At 66.5% G+C, this 23714-nt stretch carries 26 protein-coding genes; 17 read left to right on the top strand and 9 right to left on the bottom strand.

The genetic code is table 11. The features are described from left to right. Positions 1 to 46: 46 nt before the first annotated feature. The gene (locus DYE23_RS05510) at positions 47 to 1072 is read right to left on the bottom strand and encodes a class I SAM-dependent methyltransferase (RefSeq protein WP_081460750.1); all 1026 of its coding nucleotides are present in this window, start codon (positions 1070 to 1072) and stop codon (positions 47 to 49) included. Between the two features lie 178 nt (positions 1073 to 1250). On the opposite strand from DYE23_RS05510, the gene DYE23_RS05515 reads away from it, so the two are divergent. The 4 genes from DYE23_RS05515 to DYE23_RS05530 are packed head-to-tail and all read left to right on the top strand — an operon-like array spanning position 1251 to position 4984. Then, positions 1251 to 1790, top strand: coding sequence for a DUF1090 domain-containing protein (locus tag DYE23_RS05515; RefSeq protein WP_013472726.1), 540 nt, complete (start codon positions 1251 to 1253; stop codon positions 1788 to 1790). Positions 1791 to 1840: 50 nt separating this feature from the next. Beyond that, positions 1841 to 3469, top strand: a complete 1629-nt coding sequence (locus DYE23_RS05520; protein WP_172527713.1) for an acyl-CoA dehydrogenase family protein — start codon at positions 1841 to 1843, stop codon at positions 3467 to 3469. A 25-nt stretch (positions 3470 to 3494) separates the two neighbouring features. Beyond that, positions 3495 to 4217 carry a PaaX family transcriptional regulator C-terminal domain-containing protein gene (locus DYE23_RS05525; RefSeq protein ID WP_099962840.1) on the top strand — a complete coding sequence of 241 codons (723 nt, stop codon included), beginning with the start codon at positions 3495 to 3497 and terminating at the stop codon, positions 4215 to 4217. Continuing rightward, on the top strand, positions 4214 to 4984 hold the full coding sequence (locus DYE23_RS05530) for a crotonase/enoyl-CoA hydratase family protein (RefSeq protein WP_013472723.1): 771 nt from the start codon (positions 4214 to 4216) through the stop codon (positions 4982 to 4984). The genes DYE23_RS05525 and DYE23_RS05530 overlap by 4 nt, the downstream gene beginning before the upstream one ends. Positions 4985 to 4988: 4 nt before the next feature. Here DYE23_RS05530 and DYE23_RS05535 read toward each other — a convergent pair whose 3' ends face one another. The 3 genes from DYE23_RS05535 to DYE23_RS05545 all read right to left on the bottom strand — a co-directional run bounded on the left by DYE23_RS05535 (position 4989) and on the right by DYE23_RS05545 (position 6609). Next, positions 4989 to 5681: a class I SAM-dependent methyltransferase gene (locus tag DYE23_RS05535; RefSeq protein WP_216701222.1), complete on the bottom strand. Its 693-nt coding sequence runs from the start codon at positions 5679 to 5681 to the stop codon at positions 4989 to 4991. 212 nt (positions 5682 to 5893) lie between these two features. Then, a complete protein-coding gene (locus tag DYE23_RS05540; protein WP_099962558.1) occupies positions 5894 to 6292 on the bottom strand; it encodes a DUF3060 domain-containing protein in 399 nt (132 codons plus the stop codon). Between the two features lie 2 nt (positions 6293 to 6294). Next, positions 6295 to 6609 carry a DUF3060 domain-containing protein gene (locus DYE23_RS05545; RefSeq protein WP_099962841.1) on the bottom strand — a complete coding sequence of 105 codons (315 nt, stop codon included), beginning with the start codon at positions 6607 to 6609 and terminating at the stop codon, positions 6295 to 6297. 130 nt (positions 6610 to 6739) lie between these two features. Here DYE23_RS05545 and DYE23_RS05550 point away from each other — a divergent pair, with 130 nt between their 5' ends. The 10 genes from DYE23_RS05550 to DYE23_RS05595 all read left to right on the top strand — a co-directional run bounded on the left by DYE23_RS05550 (position 6740) and on the right by DYE23_RS05595 (position 15970). Beyond that, positions 6740 to 7297: a DUF3558 domain-containing protein gene (locus DYE23_RS05550; RefSeq protein WP_115326721.1), complete on the top strand. Its 558-nt coding sequence runs from the start codon at positions 6740 to 6742 to the stop codon at positions 7295 to 7297. A gap of 1 nt (position 7298) precedes the next feature. Further along, complete coding sequence (locus DYE23_RS05555; protein ID WP_011895903.1) at positions 7299 to 7829, top strand: DUF3558 domain-containing protein; 531 nt, start codon at positions 7299 to 7301, stop codon at positions 7827 to 7829. A gap of 57 nt (positions 7830 to 7886) precedes the next feature. Next, on the top strand, positions 7887 to 8465 hold the full coding sequence (locus DYE23_RS05560; RefSeq protein ID WP_011895902.1) for a TetR/AcrR family transcriptional regulator: 579 nt from the start codon (positions 7887 to 7889) through the stop codon (positions 8463 to 8465). A 287-nt stretch (positions 8466 to 8752) separates the two neighbouring features. After that, positions 8753 to 9127, top strand: coding sequence for a 30S ribosomal protein S12 (gene rpsL / locus DYE23_RS05565; protein ID WP_003929602.1), 375 nt, complete (start codon positions 8753 to 8755; stop codon positions 9125 to 9127). Beyond that, entirely contained in the window at positions 9127 to 9597 is a 471-nt protein-coding gene (rpsG, locus tag DYE23_RS05570; protein WP_011895901.1) for a 30S ribosomal protein S7, read from the top strand. Before rpsL ends, rpsG begins: the two co-directional genes overlap by 1 nt. A 70-nt stretch (positions 9598 to 9667) precedes the next feature. Further along, positions 9668 to 11770 (top strand): elongation factor G, encoded by a 2103-nt coding sequence (gene fusA / locus DYE23_RS05575; RefSeq protein ID WP_011895900.1) that lies wholly within the window; start codon positions 9668 to 9670, stop codon positions 11768 to 11770. A gap of 164 nt (positions 11771 to 11934) precedes the next feature. After that, the gene (tuf, locus tag DYE23_RS05580) at positions 11935 to 13125 is read left to right on the top strand and encodes an elongation factor Tu (RefSeq protein ID WP_011895899.1); all 1191 of its coding nucleotides are present in this window, start codon (positions 11935 to 11937) and stop codon (positions 13123 to 13125) included. Positions 13126 to 13424: 299 nt separating this feature from the next. Further along, positions 13425 to 14216, top strand: coding sequence for a cutinase family protein (locus DYE23_RS05585; protein ID WP_011895898.1), 792 nt, complete (start codon positions 13425 to 13427; stop codon positions 14214 to 14216). Between the two features lie 26 nt (positions 14217 to 14242). After that, positions 14243 to 15070, top strand: a complete 828-nt coding sequence (locus DYE23_RS05590; protein ID WP_115326722.1) for an SHOCT domain-containing protein — start codon at positions 14243 to 14245, stop codon at positions 15068 to 15070. Between the two features lie 42 nt (positions 15071 to 15112). After that, positions 15113 to 15970 (top strand): mycofactocin-coupled SDR family oxidoreductase, encoded by an 858-nt coding sequence (locus DYE23_RS05595; RefSeq protein ID WP_011895896.1) that lies wholly within the window; start codon positions 15113 to 15115, stop codon positions 15968 to 15970. On the opposite strand, the gene rocD is transcribed toward DYE23_RS05595, so the two are convergent. Together rocD and ddaH are read right to left on the bottom strand one after the other, a co-directional pair. Further along, on the bottom strand, positions 15967 to 17196 hold the full coding sequence (gene rocD / locus DYE23_RS05600; RefSeq protein ID WP_272940048.1) for an ornithine--oxo-acid transaminase: 1230 nt from the start codon (positions 17194 to 17196) through the stop codon (positions 15967 to 15969). The genes DYE23_RS05595 and rocD overlap by 4 nt on opposite strands. Next, on the bottom strand, positions 17169 to 18014 hold the full coding sequence (gene ddaH / locus DYE23_RS05605; RefSeq protein ID WP_115328875.1) for a dimethylargininase: 846 nt from the start codon (positions 18012 to 18014) through the stop codon (positions 17169 to 17171). Before ddaH ends, rocD begins: the two co-directional genes overlap by 28 nt. A gap of 120 nt (positions 18015 to 18134) precedes the next feature. On the opposite strand from ddaH, the gene DYE23_RS05610 reads away from it, so the two are divergent. Both DYE23_RS05610 and DYE23_RS05615 read left to right on the top strand, forming a co-directional pair. Further along, positions 18135 to 18581, top strand: a complete 447-nt coding sequence (locus DYE23_RS05610) for an Rv2324 family transcriptional regulator (RefSeq protein ID WP_013472714.1) — start codon at positions 18135 to 18137, stop codon at positions 18579 to 18581. A gap of 62 nt (positions 18582 to 18643) precedes the next feature. Further along, positions 18644 to 19837 carry an NAD(P)/FAD-dependent oxidoreductase gene (locus tag DYE23_RS05615; RefSeq protein WP_011895892.1) on the top strand — a complete coding sequence of 398 codons (1194 nt, stop codon included), beginning with the start codon at positions 18644 to 18646 and terminating at the stop codon, positions 19835 to 19837. A 65-nt stretch (positions 19838 to 19902) separates the two neighbouring features. Here DYE23_RS05615 and DYE23_RS05620 read toward each other — a convergent pair whose 3' ends face one another. Next, positions 19903 to 20202: a hypothetical protein gene (locus tag DYE23_RS05620; RefSeq protein ID WP_013472712.1), complete on the bottom strand. Its 300-nt coding sequence runs from the start codon at positions 20200 to 20202 to the stop codon at positions 19903 to 19905. 156 nt (positions 20203 to 20358) lie between these two features. Between DYE23_RS05620 and DYE23_RS05625 the strand changes: the two genes are divergently transcribed. Then, on the top strand, positions 20359 to 21879 hold the full coding sequence (locus tag DYE23_RS05625) for an HNH endonuclease signature motif containing protein (RefSeq protein WP_115326724.1): 1521 nt from the start codon (positions 20359 to 20361) through the stop codon (positions 21877 to 21879). A 14-nt stretch (positions 21880 to 21893) separates the two neighbouring features. On the opposite strand, the gene DYE23_RS05630 is transcribed toward DYE23_RS05625, so the two are convergent. Both DYE23_RS05630 and DYE23_RS05635 read right to left on the bottom strand, forming a co-directional pair. Next, positions 21894 to 23159, bottom strand: a complete 1266-nt coding sequence (locus DYE23_RS05630) for a VOC family protein (protein ID WP_115326725.1) — start codon at positions 23157 to 23159, stop codon at positions 21894 to 21896. After that, a complete protein-coding gene (locus DYE23_RS05635; RefSeq protein ID WP_115326726.1) occupies positions 23156 to 23710 on the bottom strand; it encodes an RNA polymerase sigma factor in 555 nt (184 codons plus the stop codon). The genes DYE23_RS05630 and DYE23_RS05635 overlap by 4 nt, the downstream gene beginning before the upstream one ends. Positions 23711 to 23714 lie beyond the last annotated feature (4 nt).

The raw sequence follows: 23714 nt of genomic DNA on the forward strand, positions 1-23714 counted from the left end.
ACGATCATGTTCAGGCAGATCGTCGGCGTCCGTGCAGACACGAGTACTAACCGGTTTTCTGATAGACCAGCCAGCGCATCTCGACCGGCGACTGTTCCCGGGGGACGTCGAAGAGGTCGAGCCCGCTCACCCAATCCGCATACCAGCCCGTCGGAGGCCAGCACCCGGCCGGCAGATTCGCTTGCTCGTACTCGAACACCGAGTCGTTGGTGAGCAGGCGCAGAGGGAGGCCGGCCGACGCCGTATCGATCTCCTCGCCGGTGAATATGCTTGTGTAGACCTGCTGTCCGAATTCGCGTGCCGCATCCGCGAGCTCCCGGACTGCGTCATCGGACAGGAGGCCGGGGCGCGGCACGAACGTGTTGAAGACGAGATGTCCGCCCGGAGCCAGGCATTCCGACGCCAGCTCGAAGATGGCACGCAACTGCATAGCGTTCCGGAAGTCGGATACGACCTCGGACAGGATGACCAGTTGGTAGTCCTTGCGCAGATCATCCATGGTTTCGAAGACATCTCGGTCGATGACGCGGATGTTGAAGAGGTGCTTGTAAGCCTCGGCCCGGAGGATGTCGGCGAACTTGGAGGTCAGCTCCACGGCGTCGACAGGGTGGCCACGGCGGGCCAGGGCGAGCGCATTTCGGCCGGTCCCTGCGCCGATGTCGAGAACTCGTCCGGCCGCCGGATCGGCGATCTCGTTGGCGAGTGCCATGACCCGGGCGTCGGGGTTCGTGCCGAACAGCGGGGGTTTGCGCGTTGCGACCCAGTTGTCGTAGGTGTCGGCGAGTGACATCGCTTGCGGCTGAATGAAATAGTTCAGCGTGGTGCCGATCGGAGCGTCATAGCTGATGACGATGTTGGACCGGTTGGACCCCGCGAAAGCATTCGCCAGTTCCTTGGCCAGCAGTGACCGCAGGTGATCGAGTTCGTCCCTGGAGAACTTGCGGCCCAGCGCGGCGAAAATGTTGTTGCACATGGAAACGTATTGGTCCAGCATTCCCGGTACCGCCGGCAGGGTTATCTGGCCTGTCGAAGCGCCGCGCCGAAGCAGGCGCCGCGTCATGGCGTCGCGCATGTAAGCCGTATCTATGGACACAAGAACCCCTCGAAATACTGAAAATTCCCCCGCCGGCTGACAATACACAACACTTCTGTTGCGAAGGAACGAAACTTCCGGTGACGTTCGGGTCGCGATCTGCACCTATTTCGACATCACGCCCTGACGCGCGCTCGAATGCCCTTAACATCGCCACGTGGCCGATCCCAAAGAAGACGAACGCGACTCGAACGCCGAATCTCGAGTGTCGAGAGTTCCCCAGAAAGTCTCGCGCCAGACTTCGCCGCTCACCCCGATCGCCCTGGTGGTGTCGCTGATCGCGGTGGGTATCGCGGTGTGGGCACTCGTGAGTGCGCCCGAGCCGTCGTCGGTGTCGTCTGAAGGTGTGCCTCTGACGGGCGACCCCAAGGACCGTATCTGCACCGCGGGGCATGCCGTGGCCATGGCCGTTCAACTGCAGACGAACGCCAACGTCGGAGCCGATCCGGCCGCTATCGAAGCTGTGGCGGCCAACGCCCGCCTGGCCATGCTGGGCGGAGGCGACTACCTGTTGAGTCAGATCAGCGAGGACGCGCCGAAGGACGTCGCCGATACCGCCCGGTCGTTCGGCAACACATTGCAGCAACTCGGCCTGAACGCCTTGGCCGGTGTGGCGAACGACAACGATCTCCAGGCGGGTCGCTATCGCGAAGCCGAGGAAAGCCGCAACAAGCTCGCCCAGCTCTGCGTCAGATAGCGGGCATTACGGTTCTTGTGCGATTGTGGGAATGATGTAACAGTGTGTCTGTGCCTGACACCCATGCCGTCATCAATCAGGTCCCGCCGCTGGAGAACTTCAACCCCGCGTCGTCGCCGGTCCTCGCCGAGGCGCTGATCCGCGAGGGCGGTGGATGGGGCGCGGACGACGTCGCGGATCTGGGTGCACTTGCCGGCAGCGTCACCGCTGTGCGGTGGGGTGAACTCGCCGATCGCAACAGGCCGATGCTGCGGACCCATGATCGCTACGGGCACCGTGTCGACGAGGTGGAGTTCGATCCGTCCTACCACGAGCTGATGAACGTCGCGGTCACCCACGGATTGCACGCGGCACCGTGGGCCGACGACCGTGTCGGCGCGCACGTCGTCCGCGCGGCCAAGACCTCGGTGTGGACGCCGGAGCCGGGCCACCTCTGTCCGATCTCGATGACGTATGCGGTGGTGCCCGCGCTGCGGCACAATCCCGACCTGGCAGCGGTCTACGAACCGCTGCTCACCAGTCGCGTCTATGACGCTGAACTGCGGGTGCCGACGACGAAGCCGGGCATCACCGCCGGTATGTCGATGACGGAAAAGCAGGGTGGCTCCGACGTCCGGGCAGGTACCACCGAAGCCCGTGCCAATGGAGATGGAACCTATCGGCTCACCGGGCACAAGTGGTTCACCTCGGCGCCGATGTGCGACATCTTTCTGGTGCTGGCACAGGCCCCCGGCGGACTGAGTTGCTTCTTCCTTCCGCGAATCCTGCCCGATGGCACCCGCAATCGCATGTTCCTGCAGCGACTGAAGGACAAGCTGGGGAATCACGCCAACGCCTCCAGCGAGGTGGAGTACGACGGCGCGACGGCGTGGCTGGTCGGGGAGGAGGGGCGCGGTGTGCCGACGATCATCGAGATGGTCAATTTGACGCGCCTGGACTGCACCTTGGGCAGCGCGACGAGTATGCGCAACGGGCTCATGCGCGCCGTCCATCATGCTCAGCACCGCAAGGCCTTCGGCCGCTACCTGATCGATCAGCCTTTGATGCGCAATGTGCTCGCCGATCTCGCCGTCGAGGCGGAGGCCGCCACCATGCTCGCGATGCGGATGGCCGGTGCCACCGATCGCGCCGTGCGCGGTGACGAACGTGAAACGCTCTTGCGCAGAATCGGTTTGGCGGCAGCCAAGTACTGGGTCTGTAAGCGCGCGACCCCGCACGCCGCAGAGGCGATGGAGTGTCTCGGCGGCAACGGATACGTCGAAGATTTCGGGATGGCGCGCCTGTACCGGGAGGCCCCGCTCATGGGGATCTGGGAAGGGTCGGGCAATGTGAGCGCGCTGGATGCCCTGCGCGCGATGGCAACCCGGCCCGAATGTATCGAGGTCCTTTTCGGCGAGCTCGCCGAGACGGACGGGCAGGACCCGCGCCTGGACGCCCACGTACACCGCCTGCGGCTCGAACTCTCGGACATCGACGCCATCGAGTACCGGGCCCGTCGGGTCGCCGAAGACATCTCGTTGGCGCTGCAGGGCTCGCTGTTGGTGCGGCACGGGCATCCCGCGGTGGCCGAGGTGTTCCTCGCCAGCAGGCTCGGCGGCCAGTGGGGTGGCGCGTTCGGGACGCTGCCGGTCGGATTGGATCTGGCGCCGGTCATCGAGCGCGCGATGGTGAAGGCGTGAGCCTGCCGGTGATCTGCCGGTGGTGATCCGGCCGCTGACGGCCCGTTCCGTCGTGCTGAGCGTGCTGCTCGGCGCCCACCCCGCGTCGGCCTCCGCGGCTGAGTTGGTCCGGCTCGCCGGGGACTTCGACATCCGGGAATCCACGGTGCGGGTCGCGTTGACCCGCATGGTCACAGCGGGTGATCTGGTCCGTTCGAAGGACGGCTATCGGCTTTCGGACCGGCTGCTGGCGCGTCAGCGTCGCCAGGACGACGCCCTCAGCCCGCGGCGGACGGACTGGGACGGAATGTGGAGGACCGTCGTGATCACCAGCGTCGGCAACGATGCGCGAGCTCGATCAGCACTGCGGAACAGTCTGCAGGAGAAGCGTTTTGCCGAGCTCCGCGAGGGCGTGTGGATGAGGCCCGACAACATCGAGATCGCTCTCGATGCTGAGGTGATGTCGCGGGTGAGGATTCTGCGGGCCTGCGACGAGGACCCGGAGGAACTCGCACAGAAGCTGTGGGACCTACCGAAATGGGGCGCCATCGGCCACGACCTGCTCGGCGAGATGGCTGACGCTGCAGATGTCCCGGGCCGTTTCGTCGTCGCGGCCGCGATGATTCGTCACCTGTTGACCGATCCGGTGCTCCCCGACGCTCTGCTTCCGCCGCACTGGCCCGGGGCGGCACTGCGCAGCGCCTATGAGAACTTCGCCGCCGAACTGGTCTCGCGGCGCGACGGTATCGATCTGATGGAGGCGAGATGAGTGATTCCGGCGGGGTCAGGGTCGAGAAGCGCGGGCCGGTGACCACAGTGATCATGAATCGCCCTCACGCGCGCAACGCCGTTCACGGGACGGCGGCATCGGAGCTCTACGCGGCCTTCGACGCGTTCGACAAGGATGAGTCGGCGGCGGTGGCGGTTCTCTGGGGAGACAACGGAACTTTTTGCGCCGGAGCCGATCTCAAGGCCATCGGCACGCCGGAGTCCAATCCCACCCATCGGACCGGCCCGGGGCCGATGGGGCCGACCCGGATGGTGTTGTCGAAACCCGTGATCGCCGCGATCAGCGGCTTCGCTGTCGCCGGCGGCTTGGAGTTGGCGCTGTGGTGCGACCTTCGGGTCGTCGAGCAGGACGCGGTCATGGGTGTGTTCTGCCGGCGATGGGGTGTGCCGTTGATCGACGGTGGCACGGTTCGACTTCCGCGTCTGATCGGACACAGCCGCGCGATGGACCTGATCTTGACGGGCCGCCCTGTCGAGGCGGAGGAGGCTTTGGCGATAGGTCTTGCGAATCGCGTCGTGCCGAAGGGAGAAGCCAGACGGCACGCCGAGGACCTGGCAGCGGAGCTGGCGAGGCTGCCGCAGCAGTGTCTGAGGTCGGATCGGTTGTCCGTGCTCAATCAGTGGGGTCTGTCGGAAGCCGATGCGATGGACGCGGAGTTCGCCAGCCTGTCACGGGTGGCCGCCGAATCCCTGGTCGGCGCGAAGCGGTTCAGCGCGGGGGCGGGACGCCACGGCACGAGCGCGTGACCGCCTACGCCGTCGCGGCAAGGACCTCCATGCAGCAGCGGTAACGTTCGCTGATCGCGTAGTGGCGCGGCTCGAAACCGCTGTCGCGCAGCACGTCGTACAGCCGTTCCCGCGTGAAATTGTGATAGTGCTCGATCTCATGCCAGTACGGATTCTGGTCGGTCGCGTTCCAGTAATGCCACAGCGGCGCACTGGCGTTCGGCATGGAAATCAACAGCATGCCCGGCGAGCTGATGAGTTCGCGTGCGGTACGCAGCGTTTCGAGCGGGTACGGTTCATGCTCCACCACGTCAGCCATGCTGATCACCGAGGGCCGCGAGTTGAAGGTGACTTCCGACGCCGCCGACCGCAGGGTGCCGTGGTAGGCCGAAAAGCCGCAGGCATTCAGGTCTTCGACGTTCTTCTTCCTGAGATCGATACCGAAGACATCGAAGCCGAACTCCTTGGCTGTCATCAGCAGTGAGCCGTTGCCGAAACCGATATCCAGCCACAGCCGGTCGTTCGGCAAACCGAGTGCTTCCACGACGCGCTGCACCATCTTGGCGGAGATGTTCCGGTGGTACTCGATGTCGTTGCCGACGATCTGCATGTCCTGGGTGTTGCCGAACAAGACGTCCAGAGCCGCCTCGGTGAAGAACCCGTCGGTGAAGACGTGATCGCAGGTCCCGCACTGCATCCACGTGATGTTCGGCTCCAACGGTTCACGCCACATCGCGTGCCCGGTGCAGTTCACGGTCGCCAGGGCGGAGATCTCACCGGACTCGCACAACGGACAGGCGGCGTATTTGGTGCGTTCGTTCTCCATTCGCGCTCCCTCCCGACTCGGAAGGGTAGTGCGGAGTTAGCCAAAACGGCGCGGAAGTGCGAATTTCGTCGATGCGCGGGCGCCGGACGGCACGGCGCGAAAACTTAACCCTTGGTGATGGTGTTGTTGCTGCCGGTGTCGTTGACCTGCGGGTCACCGTCGCGGTAGGTGACGGTGTTGTTGAGCCCGACCACCGACAGTTCGGTCTCGACCCTCTCGAAGTCGATCTTGTTGTCCGCTCCGCCGATGTTGGCCTTGGCGCACGTGCCCTTGACCGTCAGCGTGTTGTTGGAGCCGCCCACGTTGACCGACTTGCCGTCGGCGCAGTCGATCTCCGCGGTCGTGCCGAACGACCCGTAGTTGATGGTGTTGCCGATCTCGACCTGCGCGCCCGACGTTCCGGCGGTGACCGTCGGATCGTCGCCGCCCCCGAAGCTGCACCCCGCGAGGGCCACCGCGGCGGCACCGAGAACACCGATCACACGAGCACGACACGACGTCATGGTCAGGCGGGTACCCGATTGATCTGGTTGGTCATCCCCAATTCGCGGCCGCGGTCCCAGACGAAGGGGGAGCCGTTCTTGTAGAAGACCTTCTGATCCCACCCGTACACCGTGATGTCGTTGGCGACGCTGTCGACGACGACGAGGTTCGAGGAGCCCTGCACCGTGACCGCGTAGCAGTTGCCGATCGCGAAGACCTGATTTCCGTTCCCGTTGACGAAAAGTGTGGAGTCCTTGCAGTCGATCGTGCGGACGACGCCGACACCGGTGATGTGGGTGTCGCCGTTCTCGGCCTGCGCCACCGGCGACGTCGACATCAGCGCGGCAGCTGCCGACAGCGCACTCACGGCCAGGACCCGTCCAGCGGCGGTTGCAGTCACACAGGCAGCCTACGACGTCGCTCGCTCGCACTGTCGGCGATCACGCAGACGGGTACCGTGAGCGGCGATGCTCCAGCGTGTGGACCGTGTGGCATTTCCTTTTCTGGTGGCGGTCTCGGCGGCGGCGACCGCGACGAGCTGCGCCCACACCGTCACCGGAACCGCCCAGAGCGCGCAGGCGAACGTCCCGGATGCCGACCGCAGCTACGGCTACGTCGACGACCGCTGCGGTCTGCTGGAGGACGGCACCGTGCAGGAACTGCTCGGCGCCGACGTGGTGACGCGGCCCTACAGCGGCGCCGTATGTCAGTACGTCCTGGCCCTGGAGTCCGCGCCGGACGCCACGACCATCGACGTCGTGTACTCCTGGTTCGACGCCGGCACGCTGCAGCGTGAGCGCGACATCGCGACCGCCCGCGGCGCCGTCGTCGAGGACACCGTCATCGAACGTCATCAGGCGTTCCTCGCGCGTCGCGACACCACCGGGGCGGCATGTTCGGCGACCGCCGCCGCGGGCAGCGGCGTACTGGCCTGGTGGGTGCAGTACCGCGGCCGGGAGTCGGCCGGCGACCCGTGCGCCGAGGCCGAGAAGCTGCTCTCGGCGACCCTACGCTCGGACATGTGACGTGACGGCCGGATCTGCCGCCCGCCTCGCGGCGGCGCTGAGCCTCGGCGCTCTGCTCGCCGGATGCGGCGCGCCCGACCGTCCGGTGACGCCGCCGTCGTCCCCGGCGGCGCCCGGGGACGGTTTCGAGAGCGCGGACTGCAACGGTGTCACCGACGCCGACGTCGCCAGAGCTGCCGGCCCGGGGATGTTCGCGCCGGCCGTCGTCAGCGATGTGGGGTGCTTCTGGCAGGAGGACACCATGATCGAGGACGTCGGAGCCGGGATGGGCATCACGACCTGGTGGTATCGCGGCAGTGACATGGACACCGAGCGGGACCTCGAACAGCTCGCCGGTCGGACCCTGACCGAGTGGTCGATCGACGACAACGAGGGTTTCAAGGCGTTCGACGACTCCGCGTGCAGCATCTACGTCGCCAAGGGCGGTGATGTGATCACGTGGTCGATCCAGACGATGAACTCGGCGACGATGCCCGACCTGTGCCCGGTCGTCGAACAACTGGCGCAGCTGAGCCAACAGCGGGTGAACTAGAGTGCTCGCTGTCCGGGCGCTGCCTGGGTGACCTGATCTATCGAGGGGGATGGGGACATGGCAGCTCGGCCGCCGCGTACGGCGAAGCTGAGCCGTGACTCCATCGTCAACGCCGCGCTGACGTTCCTGGACCGCGAGGGTTGGGACGCGCTGACGATCAACGCGCTGGCCAATCAGCTCGGCACCAAGGGCCCGTCGCTGTACAACCACGTGCACAGCCTCGACGACCTGCGCCGCACGGTGCGGATGCGCGTCGTCGGCGACATCATCGACATGCTCAACACCGTGGCGCAGGGCCGCAACCCCGATGACGCCGTCGTCGTGATGGCCAGCGCCTACCGCAGCTACGCCCATCACCATCCCGGCCGCTACTCGGCGTTCACCCGGATGCCGCTCGGCGGCGGAGACGATCCCGAGTTCACCGAGGTGACCCGTGCGGCCGCGGCGCCGGTGATCGCGGTGCTGTCCTCGTACGGCCTCGACGACGAGGCCGGTTTCTACGCGGCCCTGGAGTTCTGGTCGGCGATGCACGGTTTCGTGCTGCTGGAGATGACCGGTGTGATGAACGGGATCGACACCGACGCGGTGTTCACCGACATGGTGATGCGACTGGCCGCCGGAATGCAGACGCGCTGAGTCTTTTCCAGGGATCTGCAGGTCAGCGGGTTTTGTCGAGGTATGCCCGGCTGGTATTGTGGACGTTCGTGCCTGGCAGATAGGGCGCTTGTGTCCTCACCGGGGCATCAGCATGCCTGCACGCCGGGCAGAATCCGCCGTCCCGCCTCCGTGGGATGCCTTGGAAATTATCCGAGAAACGTCGGCGGCCGCCTGCGACACGCCCGGACGCGGGGGAGCGGGCGCGGGCATAACAGCAGTACAGAGAACTTAAGACGTAGCAAGACGAGCACAGAGAAAGCCGGTACATGCCAACCATCAACCAGCTGGTCCGTAAGGGTCGCCGCGACAAGATCGCCAAGGTGAAGACCGCGGCCCTCAAGGGCAGCCCGCAGCGTCGCGGCGTGTGCACCCGCGTGTACACCACGACCCCGAAGAAGCCGAACTCGGCGCTTCGCAAGGTCGCGCGCGTGCGCCTGACCAGCGCGGTCGAGGTCACCGCCTACATCCCGGGTGAAGGCCACAACCTGCAGGAGCACTCGATGGTGCTGGTGCGCGGCGGTCGTGTGAAGGACCTCCCCGGCGTGCGCTACAAGATCATCCGCGGCTCGCTGGACACCCAGGGCGTCAAGAACCGCAAGCAGGCCCGCAGCCGCTACGGCGCGAAGAAGGAGAAGAGCTGATGCCGCGCAAGGGACCCGCACCCAAGCGTCCGTTGGTCAACGATCCGGTCTACGGGTCGCAGCTGGTCACCCAGCTGGTCAACAAAGTTCTGCTCGACGGGAAGAAATCCCTCGCCGAGCGCATTGTCTACGGTGCGCTCGAACAGGCCCGGGAGAAGACCGGCACCGACCCGGTGGTCACGCTCAAGCGGGCCATGGACAACGTCAAGCCGTCGCTCGAGGTTCGCAGCCGTCGCGTCGGTGGCGCCACCTACCAGGTCCCGGTCGAGGTTCGTCCGGACCGGTCGGTGACCCTGGCGCTGCGCTGGCTGGTCAGCTTCTCCAAGGCCCGCCGCGAGAAGACGATGATCGAGCGCCTCGCGAACGAGATCCTCGACGCGAGCAACGGCCTCGGTGCCGCCGTGAAGCGGCGTGAAGACACCCACAAGATGGCCGAGGCGAACCGCGCCTTCGCGCACTACCGCTGGTGATGTCCGCGCCTGCGGGTGCCGGCGCAAACACCGATAGCAATCGAGCAAGCGAAAGAGTGGGTATTTAGCCGTGGCACAGGACGTGCTTACCGACCTGAGCAAGGTCCGCAACATCGGCATCATGGCGCACATCGATGCCGGCAAGACGACGACGACCGAGCGCATCCTCTACTACACCGGTGTGAACTACAAGATCGGTGAGACGCACGACGGTGCCTCGACGACGGACTGGATGGAGCAGGAGCAGGAGCGGGGTATCACGATCACCTCGGCTGCCGTCACCTGTTTCTGGAACCAGAACCAGATCAACATCATCGACACCCCCGGGCACGTCGACTTCACCGTCGAGGTGGAGCGGTCGCTGCGCGTTCTCGATGGCGCTGTTGCCGTGTTCGACGGCAAAGAGGGCGTGGAGCCGCAGTCCGAGCAGGTCTGGCGTCAGGCCGACAAGTACGACGTGCCCCGCATCTGCTTCGTCAACAAGATGGACAAGCTGGGCGCCGACTTCTACTTCACCGTGCGCACCATCGAGGAGCGCCTCGGAGCCCGTCCGCTGGTCATCCAGCTGCCGATCGGCGCCGAGAACGACTTCATCGGCATCATCGACCTGGTCGAGATGAAGGCGAAGGTGTGGCGCGGCGAGACGGCTCTCGGTGAGAAGTACGAGGTCGAGGAGATCCCCGCCGACCTCGCCGACAAGGCCGAGGAGTACCGCACCAAGCTGATCGAGGCGGTCGCCGAGACCGACGAGGCACTGCTGGAGAAGTACTTCGGTGGCGAGGAACTCTCGATCGACGAGATCAAGGGCGCGATCCGCAAGCTGACCGTGGCCAGCGAGCTGTACCCGGTGCTGTGTGGAAGTGCGTTCAAGAACAAGGGCGTGCAGCCCATGCTCGACGCCGTCATCGACTACCTGCCGTCGCCGCTGGACGTCGAGTCCGTGACGGGCCACGTGCCCAACAAGGAAGACGAGGTCATCAGCCGGAAGCCGTCGACCGACGAGCCCTTCTCGGCGCTGGCGTTCAAGATCGCCGTGCACCCGTTCTTCGGCAAGCTGACCTACGTGCGCGTGTACTCGGGCACCGTCGAGTCCGGCTCCCAGGTCATCAACTCGACCAAGGGCAAGAAGGAACGTCTCGGCAAGCTGTTCCAGATGCACGCCAACAAGGAGAACCCTGTCGAGCGTGCGTCGGCCGGCCACATCTACGCGGTCATCGGCCTGAAGGACACCACGACCGGTGACACGCTGTGCGACGCGAACCAGCAGATCGTGCTGGAGTCGATGACGTTCCCGGATCCGGTCATCGAGGTGGCCATCGAGCCCAAGACCAAGAGCGACCAGGAGAAGCTGGGTACGGCGATCCAGAAGCTCGCCGAAGAAGACCCGACCTTCAAGGTCCACCTGGATCAGGAGACCGGCCAGACCGTCATCGGCGGCATGGGCGAGCTCCACCTCGACATCCTCGTCGACCGCATGCGTCGCGAGTTCAAGGTCGAGGCCAACGTCGGCAAGCCCCAGGTGGCCTACCGCGAGACCATCCGCCGCAAGGTGGAGAAGGTCGAGTTCACCCACAAGAAGCAGACGGGTGGCTCCGGCCAGTTCGCGAAGGTGCTCATCGACCTCGAGCCGTTCAGCGGCGAGGACGGTGCGACCTACGAGTTCGAGAACAAGGTCACCGGTGGCCGCATCCCGCGTGAGTACATCCCGTCGGTGGACGCCGGTGCTCAGGACGCGATGCAGTACGGCGTGCTCGCCGGCTACCCGCTGGTGAACATCAAGGTCACCTTGCTCGACGGCGCGTTCCACGAGGTCGACTCGTCGGAAATGGCGTTCAAGGTGGCAGGCTCGCAGGTGCTCAAGAAGGCCGCGCAGGCAGCGCAGCCGGTGATCCTGGAGCCCATCATGGCCGTCGAGGTCATCACGCCCGAGGATTACATGGGCGATGTGATCGGCGACCTGAACTCCCGCCGTGGTCAGATCCAGGCCATGGAGGAGCGCAGCGGTGCCCGTGTCGTCAAGGCGCAGGTTCCGCTGTCGGAGATGTTCGGCTACGTCGGAGACCTTCGGTCGAAGACCCAGGGCCGGGCCAACTACTCCATGGTGTTCGACTCGTACGCCGAAGTTCCGGCGAACGTGTCGAAGGAGATCATCGCGAAGGCGACGGGCCAGTGAGCATCGAGGCGCGCCAGCGCCGAGGAGCGGAGCTGGACCGGAGTCGAGCCATCACAGGCGCGAAGGCGACCGGTCAGTAGCCGGTAAGTTCGCAGACCACACAACTGAACACATCAACACACCTGCTTAAGTAAAAGCACCAACAAGTCCAGGAGGACACAGAAGTGGCGAAGGCGAAGTTCGAGCGGACGAAGCCGCACGTCAACATCGGGACCATCGGTCACGTTGACCACGGCAAGACCACTCTCACTGCAGCAATCACCAAGGTGCTGCACGACCAGTACCCCGATTTGAACGAGTCGCGCGCATTCGACCAGATCGACAATGCGCCCGAGGAGCGTCAGCGCGGTATCACGATCAACATCTCCCACGTGGAGTACCAGACCGAGAAGCGTCACTACGCGCACGTCGACGCACCCGGTCACGCTGACTACATCAAGAACATGATCACCGGTGCCGCCCAGATGGACGGCGCAATCCTCGTGGTCGCCGCCACTGACGGCCCCATGCCGCAGACCCGCGAGCACGTGCTGCTGGCCCGCCAGGTCGGCGTGCCCTACATCCTGGTCGCGCTGAACAAGGCCGACATGGTCGACGACGAGGAGCTCATCGAGCTCGTCGAGATGGAGGTCCGCGAACTGCTGGCCGCCCAGGACTTCGACGAGGACGCCCCGGTCGTCAAGGTTTCGGCCCTCAAGGCGCTCGAGGGTGACGAGAAGTGGGTCAAGTCGGTCCAGGAGCTCATGGCTGCTGTCGACGAGTCCATCCCGGATCCGGTTCGCGAGACCGACAAGCCGTTCCTGATGCCCGTCGAGGACGTCTTCACGATCACCGGCCGCGGCACCGTGGTCACCGGTCGCGTCGAGCGTGGCGTGATCAACGTGAACGAGGAAGTCGAGATCGTCGGCATCCGCCCGACCGTCACCAAGACCACGGTCACCGGTGTCGAGATGTTCCGCAAGCTGCTCGATCAGGGCCAGGCGGGCGACAACGTCGGCCTGCTGGTCCGTGGCATCAAGCGTGAGGACGTCGAGCGTGGCCAGGTCGTGGTCAAGCCCGGCACCACCACGCCGCACACCGAGTTCGAGGGCAGCGTCTACATCCTGTCCAAGGACGAGGGTGGCCGCCACACGCCGTTCTTCAACAACTACCGTCCGCAGTTCTACTTCCGTACGACGGACGTGACCGGCGTGGTGACCCTCCCCGAGGGCACCGAGATGGTGATGCCCGGTGACAACACCGACATCGCCGTCAAGCTGATCCAGCCCGTCGCCATGGACGAGGGCCTGCGCTTCGCGATCCGCGAGGGTGGCCGTACCGTCGGCGCCGGCCGCGTCACCAAGATCATCAAGTGATCTAGGTTTCTGCCAACGTCAGTGGCGCTCACCCGAAAGGGTGGGCGCCACTGTCGTTTCCGGGTTTGGTCCTGTCGCACCGCGAGCGCGCGCGTCTGCACGGCGACGCGCCGCAATCCGTGGCACGCAGCGCGCGCTCGTCAGTGCTGTAACAGGTCGTTGCCATTCGCCGATGTATTTCGCGACGGCTGTCGAGGGGTCGGCCGCGAAGTAAGGGTTCGGTATTGAGAAACATCACGAGTCGCTTTCCCAAGGGCATAGCCGCAATCGCGGCAACCGTGTTCGCGGGTGGCGCAGCCATGATCGGTATGTCGGCAGGGGTTGCGACGGCACAGCCTGCGCAACCCGCCTGTCCGGACGTGCACTGGATCGGCGCCGCCGGTTCCGGTGAGCGTCTCGGCGCGGGTGCGGCCGACGGCGGGATGGGGCGTGTGATCGCCAAGTCCTACCGCGACTTCGCCGGCCTGATCCAGCAGAGCGGCCGAACCATCACCGCGGAAGCGGTCAACTACCCGGCCGTCGCGGTACCCGAAGACGGCGGCATCCTGGACTGGGCCGGTTTCATGGGCAGCGTCGACACCGGCACGGCCGCGCTCGGCCAGCAGTATCAGGCCTTCGTCGCGCAGTGCCCGACCTCGCAGGTGGTCCTCGCCGGCTATTCGCAGGGCGCCATGGTCGTGCACCGCAATCTGCACTCGCTCGACGCCAGCCCCAACCTCGCCGCCGCGCTGCTCGTCGCCGACGGCGACCGTCTGCCGCAGGATCCCACCGTCAACATCGGATCCGTGACGGCGGTACCCGGCGCGGGTAAGGGCGTCGCCCAGGACTGGCCCATTCTCGCGCACGCCCCCGCGCCTCTGCCGGTGACGATGGGCGCCCGCACGATCAGCGTGTGCAACCTCGGTGATGCGGTGTGCGACTACGACCCCGACGCCGAGGACGAGATGAACCCGGCCGCGGTCGCGGTGCACACCAGCTATGCCCGCAAGGCCGGCGCGATGGATTCGTGGACGGTCCCGTTGTATCAGCTCGTCACGCAGCGCCAAGCTCCGCTGCCGGCATACCCCGTGCAGGTAACTGCGGGTTCCTGAGCTGTTTTGGGGTCATAATCTGACCCATGTCGACGTTCTGGCGATATGTGAAGATTCAGGCCTTCGTGCTGTTGTGCGGCATCGTCGGCCCGATCTTCCTGGTCATCTACTTCGCCACCGGAGCCGATCCGCTGTTGGCGTGGATGTTCTGGACGGGTCTGCTGATCACCGCCGCCGATGTGCTGATCGCGTTGGCGATCACGGGTTTCGGTGCGCGGTCGGCCGCGAAGAAGCAGGCGCTGGAGGCCACGGGCGTCCTCGCGCTGGGGCAGATCGTGGGTATCCACGAGACCAACACGCGGATCAACGATCAGCCGCTGGTGAAGATCGACCTGCAGGTGTCCGGGCCCGGGATCACCCCGTTCTCGACCCAGGATCAGGTGGTCGCGTCGGTGAGCAGGCTGCCGATGATCACGAACCGCCAACTCGCGATGATGGTCGATCCGATCACCAACGACTACCAGATCGACTGGGAGCGCAGTGCTTTGGTGAGCGGGATGATGCCGGCGACCTTCACCATCTCCGAAGACAACCAGACTTACGACCTCACCGGGCAGACCGAACCGTTGATGGAGATCCTGCAGGTCCTCAAATCCCACGGCATCGGCGTCGACCACATGATCGACCTTCGTTCGAACCCGGCCGCCCGGCAGCAGGTGCAGGCGATCGTCCGGCGCGCGGTCGCGCAGCAGGCGCCACCGCCGCCCGTGCCGGCCGGCGCCCCGTATCTCGCCGCGGCGCCGGAACCGACCACTGCGCAACGGCTTCAGGAGCTCGAAACCCTTCGGGCCACGGGTTCGATCACCGATGACGAGTACGCGGCGAAGCGTGCCGAGATCATCGCCGAGCTCTGATGACCGGTTTCTAGAACGCGTTCTAGTTGTGCTGTTAGCCTGATGCCCATGTCCTCTGGAACACCCCTCGAAGGCCGCGTCGCGTTGATCACCGGGGCCGCCCGTGGTCAGGGTCGCGCGCACGCGATCAGGCTGGCCGCCGACGGCGCCGACATCGTCGCGCTCGACGTGTGCAAGCCGGTGTCGGAGTCTGTCACCTATCCGATGCCGACGTCGGAGGACCTCGCCGAAACGGTGCGACTGGTGGAGGAGACGGGTCGCAAGGTGCTGGCCCGCGAGGTCGACATTCGCGATCTCGCCGCGCAGCAGCAGCTGGTCGCCGACGCCGTCGAGCAGTTCGGCCGGCTCGACATCGTCGTGGCGAACGCGGGTGTGCTGAGCTGGGGCCGCATCTGGGAGATGTCGGAAGATCAGTGGGACACCGTCGTCGACGTGAACCTCAACGGAACCTGGCGCACCATCCGCGCCGCGGTGCCGGCGATGATCGAGGCGGGCAACGGCGGATCGATCATCATCGTGAGCTCCTCGGCGGGGCTGAAGGCCACGCCCGGCAACGCCCACTACGCGGCGTCCAAGCACGGACTGGTCGCGCTGACGAACGCGCTCGCGCTGGAGGCCGGTGAGTTCGGCATCAGGGTGAACTCCATCCACCCGTACTCCATCGACACGCCGATGATCGAGAAGGACGCGATGATGGAGATCTTCTCGAAGTACCCGACATTCCTGCACAGTTTCGCGCCGATGCCGTTCAAACCCGTTGCCCGCGATGGCAAGCCGGGTCTGCAGGAGTTCATGACGGTCGAGGAGGTCTCCGATGTGGTGGCCTGGCTGGCCGGTGACTCCTCGGCCACCATCTCGGGCTCGCAGATCGCGGTCGACCGCGGCACGATGAAGTACTAGGTCAGCACTTCTTCCAATCTGGCCACAGCCCAGTCGATTTCGTCGGCCGTGATCACCAGGGGCGGCGCGAAACGAAGCGTCGATCCGTGGGTGTCCTTGACCAGCACGCCGCGTTCGGCGAGCCGCAGGCTGATCTGCTTGCCCGTGCCGTGCGCAGGGTCGATGTCGACACCCGCCCACAGCCCCTTGCCGCGCACCGCGACGACGCCGCGACCCGTCAGCGCGGTCAGTCGTGCCTGCAGGTGCGCACCGAGTTCCGTTGCACGCTGCTGGAATTCGCCTCGTTCGAGGATGTCGACGACGGTGCGCCCGATGGCCGCAGCCAGGGGATTGCCGCCGAAGGTGGATCCGTGCTCGCCCGGGTGCAGCACGCCGAGGACGTCCCGGTCTGCCACCACCGCCGACAACGGCACCACGCCTCCGCCGAGCGCCTTACCGAGCAGGTAGACGTCCGGCACCACACCCCAGTGGTCGCAGGCGAAGGTGCGGCCGGTGCGCGCGAGGCCCGACTGGATCTCGTCGGCGATCATCAGCACGTCGTGTTCGGTGCACAGCGCACGCACCCGCGGCAGATAGTCGTCCGGCGGCACGATGATCCCGGCCTCGCCCTGGATCGGCTCGAGCAGGACGGCGACGGTGTTCCCGTCGATGGCCTGCTCCAGGGCATCGGCGTCGCCGAACGGCACCGACCGGAACCCGGGGGTGTACGGGCCGAAGCCGCGGCGCGCGGTGTCGTCGTCGGAGAAACTGATGATCGTCGTGGTGCGGCCGTGGAAGTTGTTGCGCGCCACGATGATGGTGGAGTCGGAGACGCCCTTGACGTCTGTGCCCCACTTCCGTGCCACCTTGATGCCGGATTCCACGGCCTCGGCGCCGCTGTTCATCGGCAGGACCATGTCCTTGCCGCACAGACCGGCCAGCGCCTCGGCGAACGGGCCCAGCTGATCGGAGTGGAACGCGCGGCTGACCAGCGTCACCGCGTCCAGCTGCGCGTGCGCGGCGGCGATGATCTCCGGGTTGCGGTGGCCGAAGTTGACCGCGGAATACGCGGCGAGACAGTCGAGATGGCGCCGCCCTTCGACATCGGTGATCCAAGCGCCCTGCGCGGAAGCTGCGACGACCGGCAACGGGGAGTAGTTGTGGGCGACATGGCGTGCCTCGGCGGCGATCAGCGCGTCGGTAGACGCGTGCACGGCTGTCACGGGAACACCTCCAGCGTGCAACATTTCACCGAACCACCGCCCTTGAGCAGTTCGGAGAGGTCGACACCGACCGGCCGGTATCCGGCCGCCCGGAGTTGCTCGGCGAAACCCGTCGCCGCGTCGGGCAGTACGACGTTCAGGCCGTCGGAGACCGCGTTGAGACCCAGGACGTAGGCGTCGGCGCTGGCGACCTCGATCGCGTCGGGGAACATCCCCTCGAGGGTGGCTCGGGAGTCCTGCGAGAACGCGGGCGGGTAGTACGCGACGGTGGCGTCGTCGAGGACGGCCAGCGCGGTGTCGAGGTGATAGAACCGCGGGTCGACGAGTTCCAGGCTCACCACCGGCAGACCGATGTGCCCGGCGACCTCGTCGTGGGCCCGACGGTCGGTGCGGAAGCCGAATCCGGCGAGGACGACGCCGCCGACGGTGAGCAAGTCGCCCTGGCCTTCGTTGACGTGTCGGGTCTCGAAGGCGTCGTACCCGTTGCGGGTCATCCAGTCGGCGTAGGCCACCGCTTCGCGGGCGCGCTCGGGGTGGGCGAAGCGGGCGACAACGGCCCGACCGTTGAGCACGGTGCCGCCGTTGGCCGCGTAGACCATGTCGGGCAGACCGGGGACGGGGTCTATGAGATCGACGCTGTGCCCGAGATCGAGGTAGGTCTGACGGAGCGTCTCCCACTGCGTGATCGCGCGGTCGGTGTCGACGACGACGGATGCGTCCATCCACGGGTTGATGACGTAGTCGACCGCGAAGAACTGCGGTGCGGTCATGAGGTAGCGGCGGGGACGGGCGGAGCGTGGGGTCGGAGCGTGGCGGAGTGGACGTGCTGCGGCGATGTCCATCGTCATGAACACCACGATAGGAAGCCGATTCTATGCAATCAATCGACGAATCTTGCGTGTCTGGCGTAACTTTGTTGCGTCACAGCGGAGATTTCGGTGTTCTGTTGCTTCAGGAGGATGATGGATCGGCTCGACGACACCGACGAGCGCATCCTCGCCGAGCTCGCGGACAACGCGCGCGCGACGTTCGCCGAGATCGGCCAGCACGTGAACCTGTCCGCGCCGGCGGTGAAAAGGCGCGTCGACCGCATGCTCGACAACGGTGTGATCAGGGGATTCACCACCGTGATCGACCGCAGTGCGCTCGGCTGGACCACGGAGGCGTACGTCCAGGTGTTCTGCCACGGCACCATCGCGCCGGCCGAGTTGCGGGCCGCGTGGAAGGACATCCCGGAGGTGGTCGGAGCGGCGACGGTGACCGGCACCGCGGACGCGATGCTGCATGTGCTCGCCCGGGACATGCGGCATCTGGAGGAGGCGCTGGAGCGGATCCGATCGAGCGCCGACATCGAACGCAGCGAGAGCATCGTCGTGCTGTCGAACATCATCGAGCGTTCACCGGGGTGACGCTGAGCGCGTGGTCGTGGGGTGGCGCGCATCATCGCCGCGCCATCGTGTAAAAAGCCCGAGTGGGCACATCAGAGGTTTCAGGCGGCTCCGGTGGCGTGGTGATCGTCGGTGGCGGACTGGCCGCCGCGCGCACCGCCGAGCAGTTGCGCCGAGCGGAGTATCCCGGCGCGATCACCATCGTCAGCGACGAAGACCATCTGCCGTACGACCGGCCGCCACTGTCGAAGGAAGTGCTGCGCGCCGAAACCGACGACGTCACGCTGAAGCCTGCCGAGTTCTACGACGAGAACAACATCACCGTGTTGCTGGGTAACGGCGCCAAATCGGTGGACACCGCGGCGCAGACGTTGACGCTGGCGGACGGCTCGACGCTCGGCTACGACGAGCTGGTCATCGCGACCGGTCTGGTGCCCAAACGGATCCCGTCCTTCCCGGATCTGCCCGGCATCCACGTCCTGCGCAACTTCGACGAGAGCCTGGCCCTGCGCCGCGAGGCCGCGTCGGCGAGCCGGGCCGTCGTCGTCGGCGCCGGCTTCATCGGGTGTGAGGTCGCCGCGAGCCTGCGCAAGCTGGGCGTGGAGGTCACGCTCGTCGAGCCGCAGCCGGCTCCGCTCGCGTCGATCCTGGGCCAGCAGATCGGCGATCTGGTGACCCGGCTGCACCGGGCCGAAGGCGTCGACGTCCGTTGCGGCGTCGGTGTTTCCGAGGTCAGCGGCGACGACCGGGTGCGCAAGGTGACGCTGGGTGACGGCACCGACGTGGAGGCCGACGTGGTCATCGTCGGGATCGGCTCGCATCCGGCCACCAGCTGGCTGGAAGGCAGCGGCCTGGAACTCGACAACGGCGTGGTGTGCGACGAGGCGGGCCGCGCGAGTGCCCCGCACGTCTGGGCGATCGGCGATGTCGCGTCGTGGCGCGACACGGTCGGCGGGCAGGTGCGCGTCGAGCACTGGAGCAATGTCGCCGATCAGGCTCGCGTGCTGGTCCCGACGATGCTGGGCCAGGAACCGCCGGCTGCGGTGTCGGTGCCCTACTTCTGGAGCGACCAGTACGACGTCAAGATCCAGGCTCTCGGTGAGCCTGAGGCGACCGACACCGTGCACATCGTCGAGGACGACGGCCGCAAGTTCCTGGCGTACTACGAGCGCGACGGTGCGGTGGTCGCGGTGGTCGGCGGCGGCTTCCCCGGCAAGGTCATGAAGACCCGTGCGAAAATCGCTGCGGGAGCGCCGATCTCGGATCTGCTCGGCTAAAGACTCGGAAAAAGACTCAGGGCCACCTCCTTGTGGGAGGTGGCCCTGAGCCGTTTCCGACGTCACTACTTCACGTTGACGTAGTAGATGTGGCCGGTGATGGTGTTCTGGTAGGTGCGGTCGTTGGCGTTGTCCTGGACGGTGCCGCGGATGGCGGGGCCGCGGTTGATGCCGACGACGCTGGCGTCGTCGAGGTCGACGTCGGCGAGCTTGTGGACGATGACCCGGTTGCCCTGGGCTTCCAGGGAGCTGATGGTGGCCTGGGCGTCGCCTCCGGTGGGGGCGGCCAGGGCCGGGGCGGCCAAGCCGAGGAACGCGGCGGACAGGGCGGCGGCTGCGGTGGTGGCGATCGTGAGGTTCTTCATGGTTCTCAACTTCTTCTTCTGTGGTGGTGGTTGTTCGTGGTGTTCTGATGGCTTAAACCCGCAGGTCAACCGGATAATTCCGGTGGCAGGAATTGATCGGTCGATGGCAGAAAATTGTGCCCGGACCTGTCGGACCGCGGTGGCATAATCGAACACATGTTCGACACCATGCATCGAGGGCTCGGCGAAGCGGACCTGCTCGCGGCCATCGAGCAGGCCGCGCGCGAGGAAGCCCAGGCCGGCGCGCGCAGGCTGGCCGCGATCGCCGAGTTGGTCGATCTCACTGTGGACGAGGACGACGAACGCGGTATGTGGGCCTTCGATCCGTGGAAGAACGCCGCGTGCCACATCGGGGCCGCCCTGTCGATCAGCGAGCGACGGGCCTCGGCCCAGATGTGCATTGCGACCGCCCTGCGCTACCGGTTACCTCAGATCGCGGCGCTGTACGTGCAGGGCCGGCTGTCCACCCGATTGATCTCCGAGATCACCTGGCGCACCGGCCTGGTCGCCGACGACGTGATCGCGACCGTCGACGCTGCCCTGGCCGGCAAGGCCGAGAAGTGGGGGCCCTTGTCTGAGGACAAGCTGATCGACGCGATCAACACCGTGATCGCACGCCACGACCCCGACGCGGTGCGGCGCACCAAAGAAGCCCTCAAGAAACGCGATGTGCACATCGGCGCCCACGAGGACACCGACGACGTCACCACCATCTGGGGGCTGCTGCTGCCGCCCGACGCCGCCGCCTACACCGCGCGCATCGCCGCCCTGGTCAAAGGCCTGTGCGACGCCGATCCCCGCTCCGCAGGCGAGCGGCGCTCCGATGCGATGGGCGCGATCGGGCGCGGCGAGAACCAGCTGGCGTGCCGGTGCGGATCCCCGAACTGCACCGCCAGCGGACCCTCGACATCGCCGGTGGTGATCACCGTGATCGCCGATCAGGCCGCCGTCGACACCGCACAGCAGTTGATCGCCGACCAAGACGCCGAGCAGCAGAACACCACCGCGACAACGGCTGAGCCGACGTGCACCAAGGATCCCGGATCCGCGCTGCTGCCCGGGGCGCAGATCCTGCCGATCCCGGTGCTGGCCGAGGCGATCCGCTCCGGTGCGAAGATCACACCGCTGTGGCTGCCCGGCCCCGATCCCGAACCGCACTACAGGCCCTCGGCGAAGCTGGCGGCGTTCATCCGCTCCCGCGACCTGTTCTGCCGCTTCCCCGGCTGCGACGTCCCGGCTGATCGCTGCGACATCGACCACGTCGTGCCCTACCCGTTCGGGCCGACCCACGCGTCGAACATGCATTGCAAATGCCGAAGCCACCATCTGATGAAAACGTTCTGGGGTGGCCCCGACGGCTGGCGCGAACGACAACTTCCCGACGGCACCGTCTTGTGGACAACACCAGCCGGCACGACCTACACCACCACCCCCGGCAGCCGGCTGTTCTTCCCCGCCTGGGACACCACTACCGCCGAACTGCCACCGATGACCACACCGCCGCCCGGGGCAGGCCGTGAAATCCAGATGCCCAAACGGCAGAGAAGCCGCGCCGCCGACAGAGCCGCACGCATCAAAGCCGAACGGGAACACAACGGCACCCAACGGAACCTCGAAGAACGCCCTCGGCGCGGGCAGCCCCCACCCGACTACGGCAACGACCCACCGCCGTTCTGACGCTGGGCTTTTGGTCAGAACTCCCCGAGGTAGAACCGGGCGCCCTGATCGTCGGTGCACAGCGCCGACTTCCCGTACGGCTGCTGCGAGGGTTCCTCGACGACGGTGCCGCCGGCCTCGCGTACCCGCGCGACCGCGGCGTCGATGTCGGCGACCGTCCACATCGGCACCGTCACCGCGTCGGCATGGCCGCCCGCCGCACCCGACATCGGATGCGTACCCACCACACCCCAGCCGTCATCGACCCTGCCGGGCTCATACGTCCAGAACAGCACCCGGCTGTAGAACGCCCTGAACTCCGCCGAATCCGGCACCTGGTAGGTGATGTAGGACAGCTCGCCCGGGCCGCCGCCGTTGAGCAGGGGCCGCGGCTCGTCGGGCGCCGGCCGGTACACGCCGAACTCGGCTCCCGCCGGATCGGTGGCGCCCAGCACGGAGCCGAAGTCGAACTCGACGACGTCGTCGACGGTGCCGCCGCCGGCCACGATGCTGTCCCGTGCGCCGTCGAGGTCGGTCACCGCGTAGCAGCAGAACAGGGTGTGCCGCCCGGGGGCCGTGGTGATCCCGATGCGCTGGCCGGTGTTGGTCACCCGCTGTGTCTCCGGGTCGAACACCCAACCCAGCAGGTGGCCGTAGAACGCTGCCGCGCGCTGCGTATCCGGCGTCCGCACCGACACGTAGCCGACGTCGCCGTGCCGGATCGGGACCGGCGCGCCGGTGATCGGGCCGGTCAGCATCCAGCGGTGGCCGAACGGATCGACGATCGCGGCGGTCCGGGCGCCGTGGTCCTCGTACGGCTCGCGCTGCACGAACGCACCCGCCGAACGCGCCCGCTCCAGTGTCCCGTCGACAGAAGTCACCGTGAGCATCATGCTCGCCGAGACATGCTGCGAGGAAGGGGCTTTCAGGCCGATCTCGGGATACTCGTCGGCCAGGTAGAGCGTCGCGCCCGACACGGTCAGCTCTGCGTGGCCGATCCTCCCGTCGTCCATGGTGATCGGAGCGCCGACGACCGATGCGCCCAGCACGTCGACGTACCAGTCGATCGCGGCTCGGGCATCGGTGACGGTCAGGTAGGGGATCAACCCACCGGAAGTGGGTTCGGTCAGCTCGGCGAGGACGGTGTCGGTGCCGCTCATGATGATGTCCTTCGTTCGATCGGGTTGCTGTTCAAAGAGATTCGCCGCCGTCTCCAGCCGCGAGCGCAGGCGGCGCGCGAACGCCGGATCGGGGTCGACGGGGAGGTCGCCGCCACGCAACGCGTCCAACGGGTCGGTCATGACAGTCCTCCTTCCGGTTCGGGGTACATGGCGCGGAACGCTCGTCGCGCCCGCACCAGCAACGCCTCGGTCGCGTGCACGGTGCGGCCGATCAGCTCGGCGCATTCGGGCACCGAGCAGCCGTCCATGTACCGCAGCACCAGTACGGCGCGGTGCTGGTCGCTCAGCCGGGTCAGCACCTGCTCGGCGACGATCCGGTTCAGTTCGGCGTCCCACTCGTCGGCCGGGTCCGCCGGTTCGGGGAGCTCCGCGACCGGGGTGGCGAACCGGTCCCGGCGCCGCCGGTAGTGGTCGGCCAACTTGTGCCGGGCCACCCCGATGAGCCACCGCACCGACAGGTCCGGCGGTGACGGTTTGCGCGCAGCGTCCATCGCCGCCAGGAAGGTCTCCGACGTGAGGTCCTCGGCCGTCCCCCGGTCCCCGCACCGCCTGACGAAGTACCCGTACACGGCGGGTAGAGCCTCGTCATACAGCGCGAGCAGTGCTGAGGGAGCGTCTAAGCCCTCTGGTACCGCGCCCTCTGATGCCGCGCCCTCGGAATCAGCGCTCACACCC

The sequence above is a fragment of the Mycolicibacterium gilvum genome (genome assembly GCF_900454025.1).
In the GTDB taxonomy this organism is placed as follows: domain Bacteria; phylum Actinomycetota; class Actinomycetes; order Mycobacteriales; family Mycobacteriaceae; genus Mycobacterium; species Mycobacterium gilvum.